We start from the raw sequence: 24,151 nt of genomic DNA on the forward strand, positions 1-24,151 counted from the left end.
TTCTTACAGAATAGAATAGTGATAGCCATATTCAAAGGGGGATTCATTTCATGACAGAGCTTTTGAATGATGTTACGATTCATAATCAATTGACGGTTCTTGTTCCTGTACTGTGGGTATTGGGTTTTGCATTGAAAAAGACACCTCATATTCCTGATTGGTTAATTATCTGGATATTGTTAGCCGTTGGAGTTGCGGCGAGCGGATGGCGTTTAGGCTTCGATTTTAACGGGATAGCGAATGGGTTCATTTGTACTGGAGCCGCCATCACCACTCATCAATCCATTAAACAGACCTTTTTTGCACGGGTGGAGGATCAAGACATAAGACCAACTAATAAAAAGTAACAAAATAAGGACCGAAATAATTGCCTTTTCTGGATGGGCTATTTATTTCCGGTCCTGAATATCTATCTGGACATGACGTCGATAAACTCTCTCATATAGTTGGGTAAGTCCGGCGGTCTGCGGCTCGAGATGATGTGACCATCCACCACAACAGGTTCATTAACCCAAACAGCACCGGCATTTTCCATATCATCTTTAATGCCCGGGGTACTGGTGACTTTGATTCCATTCAGGATTTTTGCTGAAATCAATACCCATCCTGCATGACAGATTTGGCCGATTGGTTTGGCATATGAATTCATATCTTGAACCATTTTAACCACTTCAGGAAATCTCCTTAGTTTATCTGGAGACCATCCTCCGGGTACTAATATGGCATCATACCTTTTTGGATCGACCTCACTAAATGACATGTCGGATACAATCGGCACTCCATATTTTCCGATATACTCTTCGTCCGCCTTTTCTCCGACGATATGTACTTCCGCACCTTCTTCCCTCAAGCGAAGCACCGGATACCACAGTTCCAGGTCTTCAAAGTCCCCACTGACCAGCTGAATGATCTTTTTGCCTTTGAGTTTCATCATTACATCCCTCCCTTTCTTCCATTGTCCTTACAATCATTCCACTTTGCAACTAATAGACCTTAGTTATAAGGACTGTACTTTTTTATTGATTTAATGAGTACATTGGTTTGAAAATAAGAAACGCAAACAAATATAACTGTCATAATCGCCATGCACATATACAAGATGGGTGTAAATGGTTTTCCAGCTAACTTTCTCATTCAATTCACCTTCCTGAAGTTAAACGTACTGTTATTATGCCAATTATTAGCAGGGCTATGAATAATCTCTTTATACAAGTGTTGTTGCATTTATAAGGCAGTAAACAACGGTTCGATTAAAATGTTTAAAGAAATGCATCAAGGGAATAACAAAAACAACTAAGAAGCAAATTAAGATTCATTTTCTAGGAGGAGAGTATATGAAAGTAAATAAAACCTTATTAGTTGGAGCTACTGTTACAGCAGGGTCTTTAGGCTGGTTATTGTCTTCTAAAGAAAACAGAAACCATCTGCACAATATGAAGGAAGGAATAATGACGAAGATCAAAAAAAGGAAAGTTGAAGACCTGCCTGTAGAGAAAGGCGGTAATCCCGACCCGGAGAATATCGAGGATAATTCAATGGTCAGTGAAGGTGCAATGACTTCAGTCCAATATTATAATGAAAAGAAGCAGAATTAATGAGGTTAAAGCAGCAGGTGGTAACAGCCCCTGCTTTATTTTTTTGATGTGTATTTGATTTCAACTCAGTATAAAAAAATGCTGATTCATTTTTATTGAATCAGCTTTTTTTATACTGAGTAACACGGGAGTTTTGTTCAATAGAAATACATATATCTCTTTCCGAATCCATTAAATGGGCCCCCGCCTACAATCTGCCCTCCTATAAACCCTAATCCGAGTCCAATCAATCCAGCGCTTAACGGGTTTAAACCATACCCATATCCGAAACCAGTGCCAGGACCTTGTATCGGCGGAGGGTATCCCTGAAATCCGAAACCGTATCCAGGAGGTCTTCCTGCGGGGCCATATTGAGGATATCCTCCTTGGTATGGCTGATTTACAGCTGGGAATCCTTGGTTTTGATAAAGGTTTTTTCTATATAAATAATGTTTACAATTCATAGCTGCCACTCCTCTTTATTAGCCTATTATCAAAACTCGAATCCGGAAGGGCTTTTGACCAGTGCCAATAAGTTATTGGTTTATCCTGAAAATTGGAGAAAAAAAGAAGTCCAGAATAATCTGGACTCATTAAACAGTTATGCAAAAAGGTTCTTTATTGACTTAAATAAATCGGCTATCGCATCCAATAATCCCGTGAAGAAGTCAGATACCTTCTGACCGAAGCCTTCATCATTCACGATATCTTTGATGGTTGATTGTATGTCTTCAGTCAAATCCTGAAGCTGCTGTTGAACATTATCAAAGTCGATATCGAGTGACCTGATCTTGTCAAATAAATCAACAAGTAATTGTCGATCTTCAGGACTGAGTTTGATGTTCATGCTCTGAAGCTTTTCTTCTACAATTTTTTCTACTTCTTCTTTTGTTGCAGGATCCTGTTCTGAAATTTCCTTTTTGATTTCAGTCAAAAGTTCACTAACTTTTTCTTTGTCGATACCCGCATCCTCAGCAAGCTGGGTAGCTACATTCAACTCTTCATTCGCTACTTCCATACGTACTGAATCCAGCTTTTCACCACTTACATCATATGCTTTATAGATTCCAGTCAAAGCTGAATGACCGCTTACCTTCACAGGAGATGCAACCTCTACGTTTGCATTTTCCACCCCAGCCGTAAGCAAGGCATTTGCATACATTGATTCAGTTACTTCTGTAATCTTTTCAGGAGTGACAATTTCCACATTCAGCCCTTGGCCTTTTTCTTGCCTGGTTATTTTTGCTGAAGAAAACATTCTGGCATTTCTGTTTTCTCCCTCGATATATTTCACAAGGTCTTCCCCTGTTGCTGTAAATTCTTCTACATCTTCATTTTCGTCAAGACCAAGTTGTTCCTGTACGCTCTTCTTTTGCTCCGCGGTGAGTGTTTCACCATAAACGACTATCGGAACTCCGAATTTTTCATTAATACTTTTTTTATCACTGTTGTTATCTGACGCCGCTGCCGGATGTGCTAAACCAATTAGCAATAGACTGATCAGAACTAGACTAAATATCTTTTTCATGTTGATTCTCCTTTTTTACTGCTGTCAAAGTTTATCCTATTACAGATAAACTTTTATCCATTGTACAAGGCTATTCTTCCATAAGCATCCTTCTCAGGTCTTATTTTTTGTACAATGTAATAGACGTTTATAAAGAAAAAAAGTTTCAATCTTTTTCATTTCATGTTTTTATAAGTAAATAACAGGTAGAATCCTCCTCCGTCTTTGTTTGAAATTCAACCAATAAAAAATACCCCTCCAAAGCTTCGATAATGGATTAACGAAACCGTAGACGGGTATGTTGAAAACTCTTATAGGATATCAAGCCAAATCTTAAGGGCTGTGCCAAGGATTAATACTGCCAGAATAGTTTGCAGTAATTTCGTATTCATTTTCTTTCCTGATGCTGCACCCAGCGGAGATGCAATTAAACTTGCAACGACCATGATTAATGCAGGCGCATAATCTACTTGACCTGTAGTGACCTTCCCTACAGTTGAACCGATAGAAGAGATCAAAGTAATAGCAAGAGAAGATGCTATAGTCATTTTAGTAGGGATTTTAAGCACAACAAGCATGATTGGTACTAATAGGAATGCTCCTGCAGCACCAACGATCCCTGCTCCAACGCCGACGATTAATGACAATCCGGCCGCGAGCCATTTATTGAATGTAACATCCTCAAACTTGATATCATCAATCCCTTTTTTCGGGATAAACATCATGATTGCAGCTGTTAATGCAAGAACGCCATATACAAGGTTTATTCCATCCTCGCTCATTGAACTTGATTCATATCCACCGATAAAGCTTCCTACCAAGATGCTCACACCCATATAGGCGATGAGTGTCTTGTTTAAATATCCGCCTTTCCGATAGGCCCATACCCCTCCGAGTGTTGCAAAGAATACTTGGACTGCACTGATGCCAGATACTTCATGTGCGGAAAATGACGCCACTCCAAGGAACGGTGGAATATATAGAAGCATTGGATACTTGATTATACTGCCTCCGATCCCTACCATTCCGGAAATGTATGAACCCAAAAAGCCAACTAAAAAGATTGTTATGATAAATGCCAAATCCATCGTACAGCTCCTCCTTTACTGTTTAATGGGAACCAGATACAACTGGCCCCCATTTCTACATCATTTATTGAAACTCAGTTTATCGAACTGCACAACGATTAGGTCCGATTTCCATTTCACGCTGTTTTTCTTCATCAGGAGTGAGTTTACCCATATTTGTCTCACGAATTTCTTTATATGCATTTGGCTGAGGAGGAAGATTTTCAGAAACTAATTTTCTGAATTCCCCTTCATCAGAAATATTGAGACCGTGGTTTTTCGCATATAGCGTACCGAGTTTATCTCCTACAGTACCATCTTCATTTAATTCATCTATGATCATGAAGTGTGCAGGCAGAACGATCAGGTCCATAGATAAGTTCTTATAGCGTTTGTATAGACTTTCTCTTAAATCTGATACCCAATCCTGTGCTTTTCCGGCCAGGTCTGGCCTTCCGATGCTGTCTACAAACAGGATATCTCCTGATAATAAATATTTCTCATCGATCACAAAAGAAGTAGATCCGATGGTGTGACCTGGAGAATATAAAGCATTGATATCGATTGTTGAGTTACCGATCGCCACTTTATTTCCATCTTCTAGTGCTGCATAGTCGAAAGTAACGTCTTCAGCATCTTTAGGTGGTAACCAATATGCTGCATTGGTCTCTTCTGCAATTCTACGACCGCCTGAAATGTGATCCGCGTGTAAATGCGTATCAAAAATATTTGTAATGATTGCATTCTTTGCTTCTGCAAAATCGATAAAGATATCAGCCATGCGCGTTGCATCTATAATTGCTGCTTCACCATCAGAAATAACCATGTAAGAAAGACAACCCTTACCTAGACGGACGAATTGATAAAGTTCACCGCCTCCCGTCAGGTCACCGACTTTCAATGGCTCAAGATGTTCACTCCATGCCTTCATTCCGCCTTCTAAATAAGATGCATCTATCCCTGCGTCTGAAAGCATTTCTGCCACCATTACAGATGACCCTTCTTTCGCACATACAACCAGGATATCCTTATCGCTTGGAAGCTTTTCTACTATTTCTTCCACTCCATCTAATAGATCGAAGTAAGGAATGTTCAGGTATTCAAAAGAATTCCCGTCAATTTTCCACTCTTCAAACGCATCCGTGTTACGTACATCTAAGATAAACAACTCTTCTTTATTGATCACTTTTTGTGCTGTTTCTTTAGGACTCATAGCTTTAACTGACATTATTTCTACCTCCCATGTTAATTTGCACTCATCTTTATTTAATGTCCGATTCTACGTCGCCTGACCATTCGCTCATCCCAGGGACAACGTTTATCACGTTGGTAAATCCTTTTGCAGTTAATAACTGTGCAGCCATGTCACTGCGGGTGCCAGTACGGCATACAACATAAATGTTCTTATCTTTCGTTAGTTCGTCAGCTTTCGTTTCTAATTCCCCAAGGGGAATAGACACTGCTCCGGGAATGTGTTTGAAAGCATATTCTGCTTTTTCACGGACATCAAGCACTAGCGTATTTTCATCCCGAAGCATAGTCTCCAATTCCTCATTATTCGTTACACCTTCATACTTTCGTTCAACCTGCTCTTCCCCGCTTGATTTACGAACGAAATGCATTAAAATATCCCCTTCTTCAATTGTGCCAAGGTATTCATGCCCGGCGCTTGCTGCCCAAGCTTGCAGATCCGCTTTGGAACCTTTATCAGTTGCCTGAACCTCAATAACCTGACCTGCTTCAAGATTGTTTATGGCTTTCTTTGTTTTTACGATTGGCATCGGACAAGCTAATCCTTTTGCATCTAATACAACATTCACTTCAATATTCATTCAGAAACCTCCAATTACCTCATAGGGTATATTTTTCTTTAAAAAAATTTATATGAATAAGTTTACATTCCCGTTTTCAGCATCCGCTAAGTAAGCAGCTACGCCTGCATATTCAATATCATCCATTATCTCATCTTTATGAAGCCCCAATAGATCCATTGTCATTGTACATGCAACCAGTTTTACTTCCTGCTCTTTAGCCATGTCGATTAAATCTGGCAACGGCAATGCATTATGCTTTCTCATGACACCTTTCATCATTTTCGGTCCCATACCCGCAAAGTTCATATTGGACAACCCTAATTTATCTGCTCCGCGCGGCATCATTTTACCGAACATTTTTTCCATGAAATTTTTCTTTACGGGTACCATTTTTTCTTTTCTTAGAGCATTTAGACCCCAGAACGTATGAAAAATCGTTACCTCGTGATCGTATGCTGATGCACCATTTGCAATGATATAAGCAGCCATTGCTTTATCGTATTCTCCGCTAAAGAGAATAATATTTGTTGTTTTTGTCTCAGACATCTGTTTTCCTCCTTTTATACAATAGGGGGTATTACACCCTTTTAAAAAATTTATCCTTTTTTAATCCAGAATGTAAATACATCGTTTTCTTCTTTAGACTGTACAAGTTCATGTCCAGTTGAGTTAGCCCAGGCAGTTAAATCACTTTTTGCACCCTTATCTGTTGTTTGTACTTCCAAGATCTGTCCTGTCTCAATTTCCTTAATTGCTTTTCTTGTTTTTACAATCGGCATTGGACATGCTAATCCTTTTGCATCTAGTACTTTAGCTGCGTTCATTCATAATTCCTCCTACTAATTGTTTTTAAATACCTTTACGGGTATGTTAAATGATAAAAAAAAGTTGTCAACTCATTTTATTATCTGCTTTTCACTAACAAGTTCACTGCTTCTTTCACAAGTTCTTCTGTATTTTCTCCTGCTTCAAGTGAATCTCTTACGCATTCAACAAGATTTAAACTTACAACCAATCCTGCCGAACGATCAAGAGCTGTTTTAGCGGCTGAAAGCTGTGAAATCACATTTTTACAATCTTCACCTTGCTCCATCATTCGTAAGATTCCCCGAAGCTGTCCTTCAACCCGTTTTATTCGATTTTTCACTTGAATATTGTATTCCATAATGATTCCTCCCAGTACATGGCTTTTTGCATTGTATTTCCTGCTACATCCACTACAATATACCCCTAAAGGTATTTAGTCAAGCAATTCAACCAAGATAATTGCTTTCATGCAAAAAAAGTCCGGAAGAGCTCCTCCTCCGGATCACAAGTCTTTCTCCCTTTACTTTGATTAAAACTTATACGGTATTTGCCAACTCTTTCTGTAGATGCTGAACGAATTTTTCAAGGTGATCGACTGAGCATACATCTTCTTCCAATAAAGGAATTTCGAATAAGGTCTGTTCTTTAAACTTTCTCTTTATCAACTGCAGGTAACCTTTTTCCTGTTCTTTTCTTTTCTCCAGGAATTGTCCGTCTGCAGAGAGAGGAAGAACTTTATTCACTATCAGACCTTTTATCTTCAACTCATGTTTATTCATCATTTCTATTGCTTTTTCCGTTTCAAGAATGGGGAGCCTTTCAGGAATTAAAACAAATATAAAACCTGTTATTGATGAATCTAAAAGGATAGAACGTACACTTGCAAACTTGTCTCTTCTATTCTGCAGAACATCATAAATCGGATCTTCCACCGGTTCTCCATCATTTAACAATTGAGAGTAATTCTTATTAGTTTTCTTCCTTCTTTCAAGCATACCGTCCATCCAGATACCCATCAGTTCTGGAAGCGAAAGCAGCCGGATTGTATGTCCTGTCGGTGCTGTGTCAAAAATTATTTTATCAAATTCTTCTTTTTCGTCTAAAATAACAGACACAATCCGATCGAACAATGCTGCTTCTTCCGCGCCAGGTGCAGATGCAGCCATATCGATTTGACGATGAACCTCATTGATCATTGCCGGCTTGACCATCCCTTTTAAATTGTTCTTAACTCCTTTGATATATTGACGCGTTTCGATTTCAGGATTGATTTCTAGTCCCCACAAATGCTTAAGTAAAGGTGTTTTTTTCTCGCCGATTTTCTTATGAAAAATATCACCTAGATTGTGAGCGGGATCTGTAGAGATAATGAGTGTCTTCAAACCACTTTTTGCAAACATCACTGCTAATGCAGAAGCGGAGGTGGACTTTCCAACTCCTCCCTTTCCCCCTACAAAAAGAATAGTCTGGTTAAGGATCTCGTTCATTTAGCTTATCGCCCCTTTCCAAGCATCAACAGCATCTGATTCCATCAAGCGGTGAATGGTCCATACCCATACGTAAATGCCAATCATGAAATTTCTCAATCATATATGGATACAGTTCCAATGTGTAGTAAAAAACCGGATTTGGAAGCCCGAGCATATCAGAATAGAGAAGTAAAAAGAACAAGTCATCTTCATCTCTCAGTTCCCTGGCAATTTCTGTTTTATGGGGATGCTTGATAATCTCGTCATAAAGATTGATGATTCGTTTGAATTTTTCTTTCATTGTTGAATCAATCAATAGGCACCCTCCCTAAAAAATTTCACCATATAATGGTATACCAACCCTAGAGTTCACAAATTCATGCCACTTCAGTAACTCTTTCGGTTATTTAACTTTGTTTAAAAGGACTCCCTGTTCATTTAGTCAGGCAGTGAATTGAGTCGGATCTTCCCCCTTTTTAGAGAGCGATGAAGCAGCTGTAATCAATATCCAAAGTGTGAATATCAATATGATGCTGCCAAAGATAAATAACAGCATATTTCCTTCTGTTTCCCCTATACCGGACCATTCAAAAATTACCTGATTAATCATTGCCCACAGGGTCATGAACATCAAAAACAGCATCGGTATCAATGTAGCAATATAATTTCTTCCCTGTCTCTTGAGCCAGATGGTGATCAACAGCAAACTGATTCCCGCCAGTAATTGATTCGAGGTGCCAAAGAGCGGCCACAGAAGATATCCTCCGGATCCGAATCCTTTTGGACCTTGTGGAAGAAGTGTCAAAGCTGCGCTGGATACCACGGCTATAGTGGTAGCGACATGGGCATTCGTCAAAGGCGTTACGTTATATTCCTCTCCCAATTCAGAAATAATGTACCTCATTAACCTTACGGAAGAATCAAGAGTGGTAGCCGCAAAACTCACTATGATGACGGATACGATGGTTGCTGCAATATCGGCTGGAATTCCCAGACCTGCAGCAAGTTGTCCTGCACCTTGGATGAATACGCCCAAACCTGCACCGCTTGCTGCTGCAAACCCGCTGTATGTAGCTTTGAATTCTTCGACATTCGGGAAAAATGTGATGCATGCAATAATGGCAATCAGTGCAAGTGCCCCTTCACCAACAGCCCCTAAGTAGCCTACAAACCTGGCATCCGTTTCCTTATCCAGTTGTTTGGATGAAGTACCGGATGATACTAACCCATGGAAACCTGATATTGCCCCGCAGGCAATGGTTATGAATAGTAATGGAAACCAAGAAACATCGGCCGAACTATTTGTCATCGGCGCTGTAATCTGAGGATTTGTAAATAATAACCCTAAGTACAGTAATCCGAGACCGACTACTAATTGGTGTGAATTGATATAATCCCGTGGCTGCAATAACTTCCATACAGGCAAGGTTGATGCAATATAAACATAAATCATCAAGATGATGATCCAGACAAAGAATGCCATACTTGTGGCACTTAATCCAAACAGAGCAGATGCCTCTTCACCGCCAAAATATTTAACCAGGTCGACCTGAAGGAATTCAACCCTGCTTGCCACAATGGCAGATAAATACATCACTCCTAGTGCGACAATGGAGGGAAGAAGCATACTTCCACTCCGTTTATACACTCTATATCCAATCCAAATTGCCAAAGGTATTTGGATGAAGACTGACAGCACACTTGCTGGAAATGTAATGAATAAGTTCGCGATGACCCACGCAAAAACAGCGTTTACCATAAGGACAAGGATCAATATAATACACAGAAAAAGAACCTTCGCTCTTTTGCCAATCAGTTTACTGGCCAAAGTTCCCACCGATTGTCCTTTATTTCTGACTGAAAGGACAAGCGTTCCGAAATCATGGACACCAGCCGCAAAGACCGTTCCGAGAATGACCCACAGGAAAGCCGGCAGCCAGCCCCAATATACAGCGATTGCCGGTCCCACTATCGGTGCTGCACCAGCTACCGATGTAAAATGATGTCCCCAAAGAATGAACTTATTCGTCGGGACAAAGTCAACACCATCTTTATACTGATGAGCAGGTGTGACGTAATCGGGATCCAGTCGATAGATTCGTTCAGCAATCAATGTTGAGTAATATTTGTACCCCAATAAAAATACAATACCTCCTATTAAAGCCAGCCAAATTCCACCCAAAAAATCTCCTCCTTCAAACTTGAATACACCCATAGCATTCGCTAATTATTCATGATGCGAGTCAAGCGGATAGAAATTACTGAATATTTAGAATGTATGCGCTTACTTCATTTTACATTGGCCTTTCCAGGAATTCAACGGGAATTTATCATAGTCAAACATATATGAAAGCAAACAGGTTTACCCAGATGCACGTATAAGCGAAGCAACAAAACAGCCGGATTCCATAGGGGACCCGGCTGCATCTATTAATTCACTATAATACTATCTTCATCCGTTGGGTCCACTGCCTGCGGAATATCAACGGTAGTCCTTAATATGGTTTGATTTGATTCCGTAGTCTTAGGATGATCACGGTCTGTTGGAAATTGAAAACTGATTGCTTTCTTTTCCCCCGCTTTAATTGTTCCGATATCTTTTAAGATAATTGTCTTTATCTCTTTTTCGTGGTAAGGGAAATCACTATCTTCCTTATCTTCTTCATATTTAAACAAAAGGAGCAATTGAACTTCATTTACCTGCTGATCTGCCATTCCACCTTCAATTATTACTTCACCATTGATGTTATCACCAGCTGTAATGGTTGCGTTTGGAACAACGGTATCTACTTTTACATGTCCGATCCCGATACTCGACAGGAATTTTTCTAACATGGATATGACCACCTTCCGCAAAAAAGTATTGTTATCTATTTACTTTGATCAAATATAAATACCTATACATATATTGCTAAAATTATGAAGAAACTATCAAAGAATCTTTATGAAAGAAGGGATATTAATGAAAAAAATGATCTTTACACTCATTACCGCCTGCCTGCTCACTTTTAATTTCCAAGGTTATGCATCTGCTGAAAGTCAGCAGGTGGCTCCACAGAGAGTAAATTTATCGGATGCACAGAAGCAGGAACTCGACAAATTACATCAGGAGCTGTTCACTACAAAAAAAGAACTGATTAATAAATATGTAGAGTACGGCGTGTTCACCAAGGAACAGGGAGATATGATGATCCAAAAAATGAACGAGCGCTACCAAAAACTGAAAGAAAATGGATTCATGATGAGATGGCACCATCACCAAGGTAAAATGCTCCACCCACAAAAAACCAATTAGAAATACCAGGCTGGTTCGATGCTCTGCATCTTTCCAGCTTTTTTATTCATCTAGAGAGACTTCAATATTTTTGCTACCAATTGGATTTCTTCCATAGTTAGATCGTAGTGTGTGACAAACCGTACAGTATCCACTCCAAAGCCACCGATTAATATCCCTTTATCTTTCAGGACTTGAACAAACTCTTCTGACGAATACCCTTTTCCCCGAACGTTCGCTACTACAATGTTCGTCTCAACATCATTGACCACCTTGATTCCATTACAGAGCTGTAAAGCTTCTTTTAGTACAACTGCCTTTTCATGATCTTCCACCAATCTTTCTCTCATGGTTGTCAATGCAACCAATCCCGGGGCGGCGATCATGCCTGCTTGCCTTAATCCACCTCCAAGTCTCTTTCTCCATTTTCTTGCTCTCTTTATAAATGAATGATCACCCGCAATGATCGAGCCGACCGGTGCTCCCAATCCCTTCGACAAGCATACCTGCACAGTATCGCAATTGCTGGTGAATTTCTTGATATCCATATTACTTGCGACAGCAGCATTGAATAGTCTCGCGCCATCAACATGGACAGGTACCGAATTCTTTCTGGCAACAGAGTATATAGCCATCATATTTTCAGGTGAAATAATTGCACCTCCAGCACGATTATGTGTATTTTCCACACAAATCAAGCCTGTTTCAGGAAAATGCTGATCCTCGTCCCTCATTGCAGCTTCTATACATGCAGGATCCATTGCACCATTTACACCCCGTATTGTTCTCGTCTGGACTCCTGCAAAAGCTGCCACCGCACCTGATTCATAATAGAAAATATGTGAATTTTCTTCTAAGATGATTTCATTTCCTGGACGCGTGTGTGTCAGAACAGCAATTTGATTTCCCTGTGTGCCGCTTGTAACGAATAGTGCTGATTCCTTTCCCAATATCCTTGCAGCTGTCTCTTCCAGCTTAATAACCGTAGGATCTTCCCCGTAGACATCATCTCCCACTTCCGCATCAAAAGCCGCCTCTCTCATTTCACGTGTAGGCTTTGTTACAGTATCACTTCGTAAATCAATCATGTTACTTCCCTCCTGACCACATTTTTCATCCATCACATTATAACAAACTTTCAGGCTGGGATTAGGTTAAAGTGTACACTTTCTAAAAAGAAGGCACTACCATATACCCACATAAAATATAATTATAGGAATATTCTTAACATTTCGTTCATTTTTATGTTACTATTTTAATAAACTTAGAAGTTGTTCGGACAAGCTGGAGCAATTCTCTGTCCTATTCGGAAAAATCCACTACGCCGCAGCCCGCCAGTTGAATATTAACTGCTGAAGGAGTAAGAATACATGAACATCGGTTCGAAAATCCGCTTTCATAGACAAAAAAGAAATTTAACACAGGAAGAATTATCAAAGGGGATTATTTCCGTATCGTATCTTTCCAAATTGGAAAACAATCAGGTCACGCCTTCTGATGACATTATTCAATTAATTTGTAAGCGCCTCGGTGTGTCTTCACTTCAGAATGATGAGCAGGAGCTGAATCAGCTCCTGGAAAAATGGAATCATTCTTTATTGTGGAAAAAGCTTGACGAAGCGGAGAGCTATCACGAACAGATAAAAAAATTGTTGGAAAATACAGAAGAACTTACTCCTCAGCTGTTTTACAAAATCTTATGCTTTCGTTTTCAACTGATTCATTCTCATCTTGAAAGTGCCCGGCAGACTCTATTTCATATTCATTCCCATTACAAAGAATTATCTGATACATTGAAATTTTATTATCACAAGTATAAAGGCAATTATTATTATCTCCTCCATCAATACGATAAAGCCAGGGCAGAATTAAAAGAGGCAGAAACATATTATGTGTTGGGAAGCGTGATCAATGAGGAAGAAAGAGCTGATTTATATTATTTATTCAGTCTAGTATTGACACGTTTAAGTGTATACAGGCTTGCCATTTACTATGGTGAAAAATCTCTTTCTATCTTCCAGGGTGTCTACTTTCAAAAAAGGTGTGCAGAAGTTCACTTATTGCTAGGGATTTGCTATCGCAGAATCCGCTACAGTGACGAAGCCCTCAAGCATTATGAATGGGCAAACTCCATCAGCATGTCGATTCATTATAGCAGCCTTAACTCCATGGTCGAGCAAAACCTTGGATACTTGAAATCCGTCATGAATAAGAGTGAAGAAGCAATCCATCACTACTTAAGGAGTATTGACTTGAAAGAATCGGACGTTGAAGGAAAGCTCAACTCCATTTTGGCGCTTGTAAAGGAATACTTTAAATTAAACCGATTCAATCAGGTCCGCCGCTGGCTGCCGAAAGGGTTGCACTTATGCTCGAAAGATGTTTTCCCTGAAAAATATTATCAGTTGTCCTACTTTCAATATGCTTTGAATGATTTCCCTGCCGGATTTGAGCACTTTATGAAAGAACATACCCTCCCCTTCTTCAAACAAAGCGGGGAACATCTTTTATATGCTGAGTACTCTAAACTCTTTGGTCAATATTACCAAGGGGTTAGAAAATATAAAAATGCTGCATTTCATTTAACCGAAGCAAATTCCATTTATGAAGAAATGCTGTCTTTATAGGAGGTGATTTCATGAAACAGTTAAAGCGATTATTCATCGTGACCAGCTTAACGGCTATGGCCCTCGGCGGAGTGGTTGTCGTCAATTCCCCTGAGGAAGACTTCCCGCCGTTCAGTGTCAAACAGTAATCATACTTTAAAGAGACTGGTCTATTTAGATCAGTCTTTTCTATTGAGGCAGTTAAACCATCTCTGACCACTCTTTGAATAAATCTATCCCTCAACAATAATTGGAAATTTTCTGAACAAAGTTATATAGTTAGTATTGAATACATAAAGGGGGAATTAAAAATGGATGCACGTTATAGAGAAAACTTAGAAAGATATGCCAGCCTGATTGTGCAAGTTGGCCTGAACCTTCAAAAAGACCAGGAGTTACTGATTTCCGCACCAATTTCCGCTTATGAATTTGTCCGTAAAATTACGGAGAAAGCATATGAAGAAGGTGCAATCCATGTCATGACTGATTTTCATGATGAAGAATTAAAGAAGATCCGATTGAAGAAATCCAGTGAGGAAGGATTAAAAGTATTCCCTCATTGGAAACAAAAGGGGTATATTGAAATGGCGGAGAATAACGTTGCCCTCCTGAATCTTATCGCTCCGAATCCAGCACTGCTGAAAGATATCGATCCTGGCAGAGTGGCTGTCTTGAACAAGGTTGCTGCGGAAGCATCGAAGGATTTTTCTTCTTATATAGGCGGAGGGAAAATAAGCTGGCTGATAGCAGCTTATCCAACAGAAGAATGGGCTGCAAGTGTTTTTCCTGATCTCGGGAAGGAAGAAGCAATCGATAAGCTTTGGCAGAGTATTTTCTATACAACCCGGACAGATCGTGAACAAACCGTTGAATTATGGGAGAACCATATCACTGAACTGAATGAAAGAGCACGAAGCCTGAATGAAGCGAATTATAGAAAACTTCATTATAAAGGACCTGGTACTGATTTGACCATTGGGTTCAGCCCCCAAACTAAATGGATTAGCGCTCAATTTACTAATGACAAAGGGATCCCCTTCGTACCGAATCTGCCTACCGAAGAAGTCTTCACCATCCCGGACAAAACAAGTGTGAATGGCGTCGTTCGTTCTACAAAGCCACTTAATTATGGCGGAACCCTCATAAAGGACTTTTCGTTGACCTTCACTAATGGCAAAGTAGTGGATTTTTCTGCAAAGGAAGGATACGATACCCTCAAAAATCTATTGGAAACAGACGAAGGTGCATCCTTTTTAGGTGAAGTTGCGCTAGTTCCTCATGATTCACCTATTTCAAATACAAACATCATATTTAATAATACACTGTTTGATGAAAATGCCTCTTGTCATATCGCACTGGGCCGGGCATTGTCTGTGTGCGTCGATAATGGGAAAGAACTTGGTTCCGAAGAGTTAAGAAAAATCGGCTTTAACGAAAGCATGATTCACGTCGATTTCATGATCGGATCCAAAGAGTTGAGCATTGATGGTGAAACGGAAGACGGCGCCCTCCACCCTGTGTTCAGGAACGGCGACTGGGTATAACCTGTCTATCAACAAATAAGGACCTTTTTAAAGGTTCTTATTTTGTTTACCATATATTACATCTATTATGACAATAAAATTTCTTTTATAACATTTTCAATACCTTCCAAATCGCTTACAATAAAGATAGAGTATTTTAAGGAGCGATATCATTTGTCAATCTTCACGAATAAACATACGTTTTTTTGGAGTGGACTTTTGTTAGTCACTCTTTTCATATCATTTATCTTATTCAAAACGTCTAATGTTCAATCAAGTGAAAAACCATTAACAGCTGAGGAGAAATACCCTACTGTTTTTGTACATGGATATAAAGGAACGTACAATTCATTCAAAACAATGCTCGACCGCTTTGAACACCATCATGGCTGGGGAAAAAAAACGTTGGAAGTGTATGTTTCCGACAATGGAAGTGTCTCTTACAGAGGAACTATACCTAAAAACCCTTCAACCCCTCCTCTCGTGCAGGTCATTTTCGAAGATAACCGTGCTGCTCTCGATAAACAGGCGATTTGGCTGGAAAATGCCGCGAAGCTCTTGCATCATCGTTTCGAAGTAGAGAACATGAATATTGTGGGTCATTCGATGGGCGGTCTGGCCACTACAAAATTTTTAGAAAACACCAATGGCCATTCTTTTTTACCAAAGACACATAAATTCATTTCCATTGCCACTCCATTTGCCGGTGTTACTAAAGATTCTTATGATCAAATCAATACCGGTGCTGCCGTCATTGATCTGAAGCCGGGATCCAGAGCCATTAAACACATCTATCTTAACAGGCATTTAATCGACCCTGCTATCAAAGTCTTATCCATCGCAGGCTCTGGTGATGATGTGGTGGATGTACCAAGTGCCACAGGAAGTGAAAAGATCTTCGATAGGAATGAATTTACTTCCACCATTGTTTACGACCCTTCCATCTCACACAGCGGTTTACATGAAACTACTAAGGTAGACCGACTTGTAGGTGACTTCTTATGGAGCAAACGATAACCTTCCAGTCTTACCTTGATAATCGGGGTAAGATTTTTTTCTATCTTCTGTTCCCCTGCTCCCTTCCCTCCCTGAACGGAAGACAGTTGCGTTCTACCTCCAGAAGTTCTATACTACACAAGACTAATGATACGTAAAAGGATGAATGGCATGACATCAGAATTCACTTTGAAAGCAAATCCTAAATACATAAAACAATTTCAAAAAGGATTTCCCCTCTTAAATAAGGATAACGTAAATGGAATACAGGGTAATCTGGACGAAGGCACGATCATTAATCTTGTTGACGGAACATACCGATTTATCGCAAAGGGTTATTATGGTAAACAAAACAAAGGAATTGGATGGCTCGTAAGCTGGAAAGAGCACGAACAGATTGACGTGGACTTCTTTCACCAGAAATTGGACTATGCAGTCAATCAACGACTTCATTTCTTATATGATGAAGAGACCACTGCATTTCGTGTGTTTAACAGCGAAGGAGACGGATTCGGCGGAATCACACTGGATTACTTTGATGGTTACTACCTGATTCAATGGTACAGTGAGGGTGCATACTCGTTCAAAGAGGATATCATGGCAGCAATTAAGAAATTGCCGAATTATAAGGGATTGTATCAAAAAAAGCGTTTTTCCGTGGAAGGAAATTATCTCGAAGAAAATGATTTTGTTCATGGCGAACAACCTTCATTTCCCCTCCTTGTGAAAGAAAACGGAGTGAACTTCGCTATTTATCTTAATGACGGTGCCATGGTCGGGGTGTTCCTTGACCAGCGTGAGGTAAGGAAGCTGATCCGGGATAAGTATTCTGATGGTAAAAGGGTACTGAATACCTTTTCCTATACAGGGGCATTTTCCGTCTTTGCAGCTCTTGGAGGCGCAATAGAAACAACAAGCGTTGATTTGGCCAATCGGAGCCTGAGTAAGACGATCGAACAATTCAGCATAAATGGAATCGATTATGAAGCTCAGAACATTATCGTGGATGATGTATTTAAATACTTCAAATATGCAGTGAAAAAAGAACTTTCATTTGATATGGTCATCCTCGACCCGCCAAGTTTTGCACGGTCGAAGAAACATACCTTCTCTGCTTCAAAGGACTATAAGGATCTCCTCAAAGAAGCGATCGCCATTACAGAAGACCATGGCATTATTGTCGCGTCTACAAATTGCAGTACGTTCAATATGAAGAAGTTCAAAAGCTTTATTGAAAATGCATTTAATGAAAGCAGTGGATCTTATAAGCTCCTGGAAGAGTTCACACTACCTGAAGACTTTAAAACGATTAATCAATATAAACAGGGTGACTACTTGAAAGTAGTCTTTATCCAAAAGTTATAATTCACCCATCCCCGGGGAGTTAGTTTTTAACTCCCCATTTATCATTTCCCACTCCATCCACTTCTTTATTCTGACAACATGTAAACCAGTCTGCATTGGGGTACACTTGAGATGTGTCATATTTTTTTGAGTGCCACCCGCTCTTTCGCTGCCATAAGTACTACTTTTAACCCCGATGAAATGACAGATTATTCTGTCATTATTTCCTCGGAAACCGCAGAATACGACAACGATTACACTTTTTGTAGAATACCATCGAAAAAGGAGGACTTCTGTTGGATAAAGCAATATTTCTGGACCGTGACGGTGTCATTAATGAGGTAAAAACAAAAAGAGTGAAGTTTGTAAATAAACCAGAACAATTTTATTTCCTTGAAGGTGTAAAAGAAGCAGTAAGATTATTGACTGAAGCCGGATACAAGCTATTTGTTGTCACCAATCAGGGTGGTGTCGGACTTGGATACTTATCTCATGAACATCTTCAAACCATCCATGATTATATGGTGGCGGAATTGGAAACAGCTGGCGGCCGGATCTATGAGGTCTCCTGCTGCATCCATAAACCTCAAGAAGGGTGTGCGTGCAGAAAGCCCGAGCCAGGTATGATCATGGAGCTTTCTGATAGATACCATCTTGACCTTTCTGCTTCCTACATGATAGGCGACAGGGAGCCAGATATCGAGTCAGGTCGAAAAGCAGGATGCAAAACAATATTAATAGCTGATGAATCATCTCCTTTATATCAGGCAGATTACGTGTTCGCATCCCTTTTGGAAGCTTCACATTTTCTCGTGTCCCGCTGAATCCTTTTTCGTTTCCTCCCCTCCATATTTACGTAAACAAAGCCTCTTTCCCCGTATCTTGCATGCAGGGGAAGAGGCTTTGTTTTAACGATTTCCAAATAGGGAATTCTATGTTAGAGTACTATGGAACCAGGTTCGAAAAGGAGTGGTTTTTATTGGAACAGCAGGAACTTCTGCAAATTGTCAAAAATGTGTATCCATTCGATGTACTGACAGAAGATCAATTACAATATATAATTTCAGGGTCTACATACACCACCTTTAAGAAAGGTGAATTTCTTTTTCATGAAGATGATACCCTTGAAGATCTAGATATTTATTTTCTCGTATCGGGCTTGGCGAAGAACGTACTCCACCGTTCAAACGGTAAACAATATTCGTTGCGCTTTTATTACCCTGGAGACCTGATTGGCATCATGATCATGCTTACAAGCGGGGAGATGACTTTTTCGGTACAGGCCATGGAAGAATGTAATGTTTTCCGTATCCAGAAGCAGCGTTTTCTTGATTTGATGACGCAAAATAGTGATTTCTCAAAAATTGTATTTGACAGCATCGGAAATCGAATGAAAACGTTATATGACGAAATAAAATCTAAATCATCCGATAGCGATGATGAAAACATCACACTTTTCCGTACAAAAGTGCATAATTTAATGGATTTCCCCTCCTTTATTGGTGAAGAAGATACAATCCTGCATGCTGCAAACTTAATGAAAGAAAGAGATACCTACGGTTTGGTGGCAGTTGATACAAATGGAAAGATGAAGGGAATTCTGACTCAAAGGGAAATCCTTGCCTATATTACTTCACCAGGTGGTTCGGAGAAAGTCAGGGACTGGATGAAACTGAATCCTTTTTGGATTCGTGATGAGTCGTTTGCTTATGAAGCATTGTCTTATTTCAAACATGAAGAAGTGGATTTCGTCCCCATCATCCGTAATGAATCTGTCGTCGGGGTTCTCACAAGCAGCTCATTTATCAATATCCAGGACTCCAATTATCTTGATTTATCCTATAAAATCCAAAAGGCTGTCAGCCGTGATGAATTGGTCCGACTGGCTACTGTGAAAAATGATACCTTTCAACAATTCATCGGAGACCTCTTCCTGCAGGACAGTCCAGGTTACGATGTGTGTGAAGTAATCAGTAACTATAATGACAGGCTGCACAGAAAGATCATACAATTGACAGAGAAAGAAATGCGTCAAGAAGGGTATGGGCGGGCACCAATCAATTATTGTTTTATCGTGATGGGAAGTCAGGGCCGCAGTGAGCAAGGCTTCCATACCGATCAGGATAACGGCATCATTCTTGATGACTACAGCCACTTATCAGATATGAAAAAGGTGGATACCTACTTTCAAGCATTCACAGAGAAGTTAAATCGTAAGCTTGAAGCTTGCGGTTTTTCTGAGTGCACTGGCGGAATCATGGCAAAAGAACAAAAATGGAAGCGTTCGTATACTGATTGGAAGATAGCAATCGATGAATGGCTCCATGAAATGGACGCACAGGAAATTCAAAATACTACGATGTTTTATGACTTCCGACCTATTTATGGGGATTATTCCATTGCTGAAGAGATCAGGAATTACCTGGCTGAAAAATCAAAACGTTCCCTCAATTTGCAGCAATTGCTGCGAAAAGATGCACTGCGGTTCAAGCTTCCTGTCGGCCCGCTGGGAAGAGTGAATTTAAAGCCTAAAAATCATTTATTCAATATTAAAAAATCCGGTCTCTTGCAAATGGTGAATATGATCAGAATTCATTGTGTAAAGTATGGCGTAAAAGAAGTAAATACGATTAAACGAGTGAATGCTTTAAAGAACATGCAGGCATTCCATCCGAGGGATGCTGAAAATGTGAAGATGGCCATGCATATTTTCCTAACCCTCCGCACCAAGCAAAACCTTAAAGAATTAAGGGAAGGAAAACAGTTGAGCAATGAAGTGGATGTTCGAGATTTAACTAAAGAGGACCGGCAAAGATTGAAGGAAGCGGTACAAATAGCCAACCGGTTACAGCAAGTGATGGAAATAAGCTTCAACAGAAATCGGGTGGTCTGATGAATGATATAGGAATAAATGTGGGATTCCGTATCCTTAAGTACTATCTGTGGCAACAATTTTTCTTCAGGGTTCAGGTGAATCGGGAAAAAGTAAGGCCGTCCTATATTAAAGTCGGTGATTCCTTAAAAGAATTCGAAACAGAAAAACCGACACTTCAACAAATGCATTTGTATCATTGTACCTTCACCATTTTTGATTTGGAAACTACCGGATTCTTCCCGGAAATAGGAGACGAAATCATTTCAATCGGAGCAGTTAAAGTGTTTGAAGGGAAAATACAGCAAAAAGAAACGTTTTATCAGGTCATCAACCCTCTACAGACAGTATCAAGGGAAACAAAGAAGTTCACCGGCCTCAGACGTAAAGATTTTCTTAATGGGGTTACTCTGCCTGTCGCGCTTAAACATTTCCTTGAATTCAGTAAAGGTACAATTTTGGTTGCACATCCAGCTAGTTTTGACATTAATTTCCTTCAACAGAGACTGAATAAATGGGAACTCCCCTCTTTCCAGCCTGAGTATGTAGACTCATTTGCCCTGGCTAATGCATTGCTTGGGAGGAAGGATTGCTACTTGGATGCATTGGTGAATAGATTCGATATTCCAAAGCGGACCCGTCACCATGCATTAAATGATGCGGTCATGACAGCGGAAATTTTCGAAGAACTTCTTAAAATTTGTTACCGCCAAGAAGTACATACCATTAAGGGAATGCATGAGCTGATCAGTGATCAAAAAGAATAGCAATAGAAAAAAGACTCTCGGAGATGAGAGTCTTTTTTCCTGTTTATTCCTATCGCGTTTGTCCTGTACCATGCATCATATATTTCACTGTTGTCAGCGCAGGAAGACCCATAGGTCCTCTGGCATGTAATTTCTGGGTTGAAATACCGATTTCAGCACCAAATCCAAGTGCTCCTCCATCAGTGAAACGCGTGGATGCATTATGATAGAGCGCTGCTGCATCTACTAACAGCATGAATTTTTTTGCAGTTTCTTCATTTTCAGTAATAATCGCTTCTGAATGCTTCGTTCCATATTGTTCAATATGATCGACTGCATCGTCAAGTGATTCTACCACCTTCACTGCAATGTCGAGACTTAAGTACTCATTCGCCCAGTCTTCTTCACCTGCAGGTTTGGCACTGGAAATGGACTGAACCACTTTATCATCACCATGGATGGAAACGTCATATTCAGCCAGCTTTGCTGTCAATGCATCTTTGTGTTTGTTAAACCATTCCTCATGGATGATAACTGTCTCTGCGGCATTACACACTGCAGGCCGGTCAGTTTTTGAATTAATGAGGATATTCAATGCTTTGTCAACATCTGCATCTCTATCGATGTAGATGTGGCAATTTCCTACACCCGTCTCAAGAACAGGTACAGTTGCATTGTTTACAACTGCATTGATGAGCGCTCCACCGCCGCGCGGGATCAGCACATCGATATGTTCTTTCATCGTAAACAGTTCATTTGTTGCATCACGATCTGTCGTATTGATGAATTGAACCGCTTCTTTAGGGATATCCGTTTCTTCCAATGCTTCATGCATGACATCGACAATTGCTTTATTGGATGTAATGGCATTTGAACCGCCTTTAAGAACAATGGCATTACCTGACTTCAATGCTAAACCTGTAGCATCCACTGTTACATTCGGACGTGCTTCATAAATCATGCCGATAACACCTAATGGAACAGTTACTTTCTGTACTTGAAGCTGGTTTTCAAGTGTCCAGTCGGACACTATTTTCCCAGTGGGATCTTCTAAGTCTGCGACTTGTCTAAGGCCGTTTGCAAAGTCTTCTACACGTTCTTTTGTCAATGAAAGACGATCCATGAATGCTTCTTCAAATCCTTTTTCTCTGCCTCTTTCAAGGTCTTTTTCATTTTGATTCAAAATTCTTTCATAGTTGGCGTCCAAGTGATCAGCAAGTGTATGCAACGCTTTATTTTTCTGATCAGTTGTTAATAGACTTAATGTTTTAGAAGCTTTTTTTGCCTTTATCGCTTGTTTTTTCACATCGGTTTTTTCAATAGTTAAAGTCATCAAATGCCTCCTGTTTTTAATTGTAGTAGTTACGATTCTTGTTGGTTGCTGTTTGTATCCTATACTCCTGCTGGAATCGGTAAATCGATGTGGCATACCAGATGATCGATTTCAACAGCAATTTGGTCGTCTTCAATTTCAGTTGGGTTTTTCAGTTGGCCAGAACGGTAATTCACCATCCCCAAGCCGATTTCTTCATTTCGGTTGTCAAGGATTCTCACGACTGCCCCTTTATCAAAACGTCCTTTTACCGTATATATATCATTGATTGTAAGGCTTTCCTTCTGTTCCAGGATGCGTTCTTTTGCATCTGTGTCAATCATGATCTCACCTTCTGGACCAGAATTGAATGCGATCCATTGCTTTTTTGAATCCAGGTTCACTGCATCTTCACCAGATTCGAAATAGGTTCCTTTCGCAGTATGCTGCACTGCATCGTATATGATATTTGTGTTGCCGGATTTCCCGAGAAAAGCAGGGATACCTGATGCCATGGTAATTTTAAATGCATCGATCTTAGAGCGCATGCCCCCGGTACCGACTGAACTTCCCGGTTCTCCAGCCATATCTTCAATTTTATCGTTAATCTCTGTTACACTTTCCAGTAATTCAGCTTCTGGATTCTTACGGGGATCAGAATCGTATAATCCATCAATGTCAGAAAGGATGATTAATTGATCTGCATCAACTAATGCAGCTACTTTCGCAGAAAGCGTGTCATTATCCCCGAATTTCAAACGATCGACTGTTACCGTATCGTTTTCATTAACGATCGGAATAATGCCTCTCTCAAGAAGTACATTGATCGTATTACGCGCATTATTGTAACGATCTTCATCTGAAAAGTCACTGCGAGTAATCAGAATTTGGGAAGCTACGTAACCATGCGATATAAATAGATCAGAATAAGCTTCGATCAATAAACCTTGCCCGATTGCAGCCGCGGCTTGCTTCTCCGGTAAAGAGCTTGGACGTGTTAAGCAGCCCAATTTGCGGTATCCGGCTGCGACCGCGCCTGAAGAGACAAGCAAAACTTCATGGCCGTCATCTTTCAAACGAACAACTTCATCTACCAGTCGTTCAAGCTTTCTACGGCTCATTTCTCCGTGCAAGCTCGTTAATGAACTGCTTCCAATCTTTATCACGATACGTTTCTTCTTATTATCTTGGGACATCCAATCACTCCTAGTAAAAAGGTCCGTCCCTCGTCCCTTTACTT

Annotated in this window: 26 protein-coding genes; 10 read left to right on the plus strand and 16 right to left on the minus strand. The window is 40.1% G+C overall.

All coding sequences use genetic code 11. The annotated features are described in order from the left end of the window. Positions 1-50: 50 nt before the first annotated feature. A complete protein-coding gene (locus V6B33_RS15255) occupies positions 51-347 on the plus strand; it encodes a phage holin family protein (RefSeq protein WP_334218610.1) in 297 nt (98 codons plus the stop codon). A 62-nt stretch (positions 348-409) separates the two neighbouring features. Here V6B33_RS15255 and V6B33_RS15260 read toward each other — a convergent pair whose 3' ends face one another. After that, complete coding sequence (locus V6B33_RS15260; protein WP_334218649.1) at positions 410-931, minus strand: type 1 glutamine amidotransferase domain-containing protein; 522 nt, start codon at positions 929-931, stop codon at positions 410-412. A gap of 403 nt (positions 932-1,334) precedes the next feature. On the opposite strand from V6B33_RS15260, the gene V6B33_RS15265 reads away from it, so the two are divergent. Next, entirely contained in the window at positions 1,335-1,595 is a 261-nt protein-coding gene (locus V6B33_RS15265; protein WP_334218611.1) for a hypothetical protein, read from the plus strand. 137 nt (positions 1,596-1,732) lie between these two features. Here V6B33_RS15265 and V6B33_RS15270 read toward each other — a convergent pair whose 3' ends face one another. The 12 genes from V6B33_RS15270 to V6B33_RS15325 form a co-directional block, all read right to left on the minus strand. Further along, positions 1,733-2,038, minus strand: a complete 306-nt coding sequence (locus tag V6B33_RS15270; RefSeq protein WP_334218612.1) for a hypothetical protein — start codon at positions 2,036-2,038, stop codon at positions 1,733-1,735. Between the two features lie 137 nt (positions 2,039-2,175). Further along, entirely contained in the window at positions 2,176-3,102 is a 927-nt protein-coding gene (locus tag V6B33_RS15275; RefSeq protein ID WP_334218613.1) for a DUF1002 domain-containing protein, read from the minus strand. Between the two features lie 290 nt (positions 3,103-3,392). Beyond that, positions 3,393-4,169 (minus strand): sulfite exporter TauE/SafE family protein, encoded by a 777-nt coding sequence (locus V6B33_RS15280; RefSeq protein WP_334218614.1) that lies wholly within the window; start codon positions 4,167-4,169, stop codon positions 3,393-3,395. Between the two features lie 79 nt (positions 4,170-4,248). Beyond that, entirely contained in the window at positions 4,249-5,376 is a 1,128-nt protein-coding gene (locus V6B33_RS15285; protein WP_334218615.1) for an MBL fold metallo-hydrolase, read from the minus strand. A gap of 34 nt (positions 5,377-5,410) precedes the next feature. Then, positions 5,411-5,980 carry a sulfurtransferase TusA family protein gene (locus tag V6B33_RS15290; protein WP_334218616.1) on the minus strand — a complete coding sequence of 190 codons (570 nt, stop codon included), beginning with the start codon at positions 5,978-5,980 and terminating at the stop codon, positions 5,411-5,413. A gap of 48 nt (positions 5,981-6,028) precedes the next feature. Beyond that, positions 6,029-6,508, minus strand: a complete 480-nt coding sequence (locus tag V6B33_RS15295) for a DsrE/DsrF/DrsH-like family protein (protein WP_334218617.1) — start codon at positions 6,506-6,508, stop codon at positions 6,029-6,031. A gap of 50 nt (positions 6,509-6,558) precedes the next feature. Continuing rightward, positions 6,559-6,786 (minus strand): sulfurtransferase TusA family protein, encoded by a 228-nt coding sequence (locus tag V6B33_RS15300; protein ID WP_334218618.1) that lies wholly within the window; start codon positions 6,784-6,786, stop codon positions 6,559-6,561. An 80-nt stretch (positions 6,787-6,866) separates the two neighbouring features. Then, positions 6,867-7,127, minus strand: a complete 261-nt coding sequence (locus V6B33_RS15305; RefSeq protein ID WP_334218619.1) for a metal-sensitive transcriptional regulator — start codon at positions 7,125-7,127, stop codon at positions 6,867-6,869. Between the two features lie 178 nt (positions 7,128-7,305). Beyond that, entirely contained in the window at positions 7,306-8,256 is a 951-nt protein-coding gene (locus V6B33_RS15310) for an ArsA family ATPase (protein ID WP_334218620.1), read from the minus strand. Positions 8,257-8,281: 25 nt separating this feature from the next. Further along, on the minus strand, positions 8,282-8,539 hold the full coding sequence (locus V6B33_RS15315; protein WP_334218650.1) for a cory-CC-star protein: 258 nt from the start codon (positions 8,537-8,539) through the stop codon (positions 8,282-8,284). A gap of 141 nt (positions 8,540-8,680) precedes the next feature. Beyond that, positions 8,681-10,420 carry a carbon starvation CstA family protein gene (locus V6B33_RS15320; protein WP_334218621.1) on the minus strand — a complete coding sequence of 580 codons (1,740 nt, stop codon included), beginning with the start codon at positions 10,418-10,420 and terminating at the stop codon, positions 8,681-8,683. 248 nt (positions 10,421-10,668) lie between these two features. Beyond that, the gene (locus tag V6B33_RS15325) at positions 10,669-11,073 is read right to left on the minus strand and encodes a sporulation protein (protein WP_334218622.1); all 405 of its coding nucleotides are present in this window, start codon (positions 11,071-11,073) and stop codon (positions 10,669-10,671) included. A gap of 127 nt (positions 11,074-11,200) precedes the next feature. Between V6B33_RS15325 and V6B33_RS15330 the strand changes: the two genes are divergently transcribed. Beyond that, positions 11,201-11,533 carry a YckD family protein gene (locus tag V6B33_RS15330; RefSeq protein ID WP_334218623.1) on the plus strand — a complete coding sequence of 111 codons (333 nt, stop codon included), beginning with the start codon at positions 11,201-11,203 and terminating at the stop codon, positions 11,531-11,533. A 50-nt stretch (positions 11,534-11,583) separates the two neighbouring features. Here V6B33_RS15330 and V6B33_RS15335 read toward each other — a convergent pair whose 3' ends face one another. Then, positions 11,584-12,600 (minus strand): threonine aldolase family protein, encoded by a 1,017-nt coding sequence (locus tag V6B33_RS15335; RefSeq protein WP_334218624.1) that lies wholly within the window; start codon positions 12,598-12,600, stop codon positions 11,584-11,586. Positions 12,601-12,882: 282 nt separating this feature from the next. Between V6B33_RS15335 and V6B33_RS15340 the strand changes: the two genes are divergently transcribed. The 7 genes from V6B33_RS15340 (at position 12,883) to V6B33_RS15370 (ending at position 21,620) form a co-directional block, all read left to right on the plus strand. After that, entirely contained in the window at positions 12,883-14,139 is a 1,257-nt protein-coding gene (locus V6B33_RS15340; RefSeq protein WP_334218625.1) for a helix-turn-helix transcriptional regulator, read from the plus strand. Between the two features lie 290 nt (positions 14,140-14,429). Continuing rightward, on the plus strand, positions 14,430-15,662 hold the full coding sequence (locus V6B33_RS15345; RefSeq protein ID WP_334218626.1) for an aminopeptidase: 1,233 nt from the start codon (positions 14,430-14,432) through the stop codon (positions 15,660-15,662). Positions 15,663-15,860: 198 nt separating this feature from the next. Further along, positions 15,861-16,658 carry an alpha/beta hydrolase gene (locus tag V6B33_RS15350; RefSeq protein WP_334218627.1) on the plus strand — a complete coding sequence of 266 codons (798 nt, stop codon included), beginning with the start codon at positions 15,861-15,863 and terminating at the stop codon, positions 16,656-16,658. A 150-nt stretch (positions 16,659-16,808) separates the two neighbouring features. Then, on the plus strand, positions 16,809-18,002 hold the full coding sequence (locus V6B33_RS15355; protein WP_334218628.1) for a class I SAM-dependent rRNA methyltransferase: 1,194 nt from the start codon (positions 16,809-16,811) through the stop codon (positions 18,000-18,002). Positions 18,003-18,277: 275 nt separating this feature from the next. Continuing rightward, complete coding sequence (locus V6B33_RS15360; protein WP_334218629.1) at positions 18,278-18,805, plus strand: D-glycero-alpha-D-manno-heptose-1,7-bisphosphate 7-phosphatase; 528 nt, start codon at positions 18,278-18,280, stop codon at positions 18,803-18,805. 155 nt (positions 18,806-18,960) lie between these two features. Further along, a complete protein-coding gene (locus tag V6B33_RS15365; RefSeq protein WP_334218630.1) occupies positions 18,961-20,874 on the plus strand; it encodes a DUF294 nucleotidyltransferase-like domain-containing protein in 1,914 nt (637 codons plus the stop codon). Further along, a complete protein-coding gene (locus tag V6B33_RS15370; protein ID WP_334218631.1) occupies positions 20,874-21,620 on the plus strand; it encodes a 3'-5' exonuclease in 747 nt (248 codons plus the stop codon). The genes V6B33_RS15365 and V6B33_RS15370 overlap by 1 nt, the downstream gene beginning before the upstream one ends. A gap of 49 nt (positions 21,621-21,669) precedes the next feature. Here V6B33_RS15370 and V6B33_RS15375 read toward each other — a convergent pair whose 3' ends face one another. Then, positions 21,670-22,932: a glutamate-5-semialdehyde dehydrogenase gene (locus V6B33_RS15375; RefSeq protein ID WP_334218632.1), complete on the minus strand. Its 1,263-nt coding sequence runs from the start codon at positions 22,930-22,932 to the stop codon at positions 21,670-21,672. Positions 22,933-22,991: 59 nt separating this feature from the next. Next, positions 22,992-24,107, minus strand: coding sequence for a glutamate 5-kinase (gene proB / locus V6B33_RS15380; protein WP_334218633.1), 1,116 nt, complete (start codon positions 24,105-24,107; stop codon positions 22,992-22,994). Positions 24,108-24,151: the final 44 nt, after the last annotated feature.

Source organism: Mangrovibacillus sp. Mu-81 (genome assembly GCF_036867415.1).
Lineage (GTDB): Bacteria > Bacillota > Bacilli > Bacillales > Bacillaceae_B > Rossellomorea.

What these genes read in the sequence shown, in the direction of transcription:
- V6B33_RS15355 (WP_334218628.1), top strand. Translation starts at nt 16,809, where the DNA reads ATGACATCAGAATTCACTTTGAAAGCAAATCCTAAATACATAAAACAA.
- V6B33_RS15330 (WP_334218623.1), top strand. Translation starts at nt 11,201, where the DNA reads ATGAAAAAAATGATCTTTACACTCATTACCGCCTGCCTGCTCACTTTT.
- V6B33_RS15305 (WP_334218619.1), bottom strand. Translation starts at nt 7,127, where the DNA reads ATGGAATACAATATTCAAGTGAAAAATCGAATAAAACGGGTTGAAGGA.
- V6B33_RS15275 (WP_334218613.1), bottom strand. Translation starts at nt 3,102, where the DNA reads ATGAAAAAGATATTTAGTCTAGTTCTGATCAGTCTATTGCTAATTGGT.
- V6B33_RS15285 (WP_334218615.1), bottom strand. Translation starts at nt 5,376, where the DNA reads ATGTCAGTTAAAGCTATGAGTCCTAAAGAAACAGCACAAAAAGTGATC.
- V6B33_RS15300 (WP_334218618.1), bottom strand. Translation starts at nt 6,786, where the DNA reads ATGAACGCAGCTAAAGTACTAGATGCAAAAGGATTAGCATGTCCAATG.
- proB (WP_334218633.1), bottom strand. Translation starts at nt 24,107, where the DNA reads ATGTCCCAAGATAATAAGAAGAAACGTATCGTGATAAAGATTGGAAGC.
- V6B33_RS15315 (WP_334218650.1), bottom strand. Translation starts at nt 8,539, where the DNA reads ATGAAAGAAAAATTCAAACGAATCATCAATCTTTATGACGAGATTATC.
- V6B33_RS15340 (WP_334218625.1), top strand. Translation starts at nt 12,883, where the DNA reads ATGAACATCGGTTCGAAAATCCGCTTTCATAGACAAAAAAGAAATTTA.
- V6B33_RS15375 (WP_334218632.1), bottom strand. Translation starts at nt 22,932, where the DNA reads ATGACTTTAACTATTGAAAAAACCGATGTGAAAAAACAAGCGATAAAG.
- V6B33_RS15345 (WP_334218626.1), top strand. Translation starts at nt 14,430, where the DNA reads ATGGATGCACGTTATAGAGAAAACTTAGAAAGATATGCCAGCCTGATT.
- V6B33_RS15260 (WP_334218649.1), bottom strand. Translation starts at nt 931, where the DNA reads ATGAAACTCAAAGGCAAAAAGATCATTCAGCTGGTCAGTGGGGACTTT.
- V6B33_RS15370 (WP_334218631.1), top strand. Translation starts at nt 20,874, where the DNA reads ATGAATGATATAGGAATAAATGTGGGATTCCGTATCCTTAAGTACTAT.
- V6B33_RS15310 (WP_334218620.1), bottom strand. Translation starts at nt 8,256, where the DNA reads ATGAACGAGATCCTTAACCAGACTATTCTTTTTGTAGGGGGAAAGGGA.
- V6B33_RS15325 (WP_334218622.1), bottom strand. Translation starts at nt 11,073, where the DNA reads ATGTTAGAAAAATTCCTGTCGAGTATCGGGATCGGACATGTAAAAGTA.
- V6B33_RS15265 (WP_334218611.1), top strand. Translation starts at nt 1,335, where the DNA reads ATGAAAGTAAATAAAACCTTATTAGTTGGAGCTACTGTTACAGCAGGG.
- V6B33_RS15335 (WP_334218624.1), bottom strand. Translation starts at nt 12,600, where the DNA reads ATGATTGATTTACGAAGTGATACTGTAACAAAGCCTACACGTGAAATG.
- V6B33_RS15255 (WP_334218610.1), top strand. Translation starts at nt 51, where the DNA reads ATGACAGAGCTTTTGAATGATGTTACGATTCATAATCAATTGACGGTT.
- V6B33_RS15290 (WP_334218616.1), bottom strand. Translation starts at nt 5,980, where the DNA reads ATGAATATTGAAGTGAATGTTGTATTAGATGCAAAAGGATTAGCTTGT.
- V6B33_RS15280 (WP_334218614.1), bottom strand. Translation starts at nt 4,169, where the DNA reads ATGGATTTGGCATTTATCATAACAATCTTTTTAGTTGGCTTTTTGGGT.
- V6B33_RS15295 (WP_334218617.1), bottom strand. Translation starts at nt 6,508, where the DNA reads ATGTCTGAGACAAAAACAACAAATATTATTCTCTTTAGCGGAGAATAC.
- V6B33_RS15270 (WP_334218612.1), bottom strand. Translation starts at nt 2,038, where the DNA reads ATGAATTGTAAACATTATTTATATAGAAAAAACCTTTATCAAAACCAA.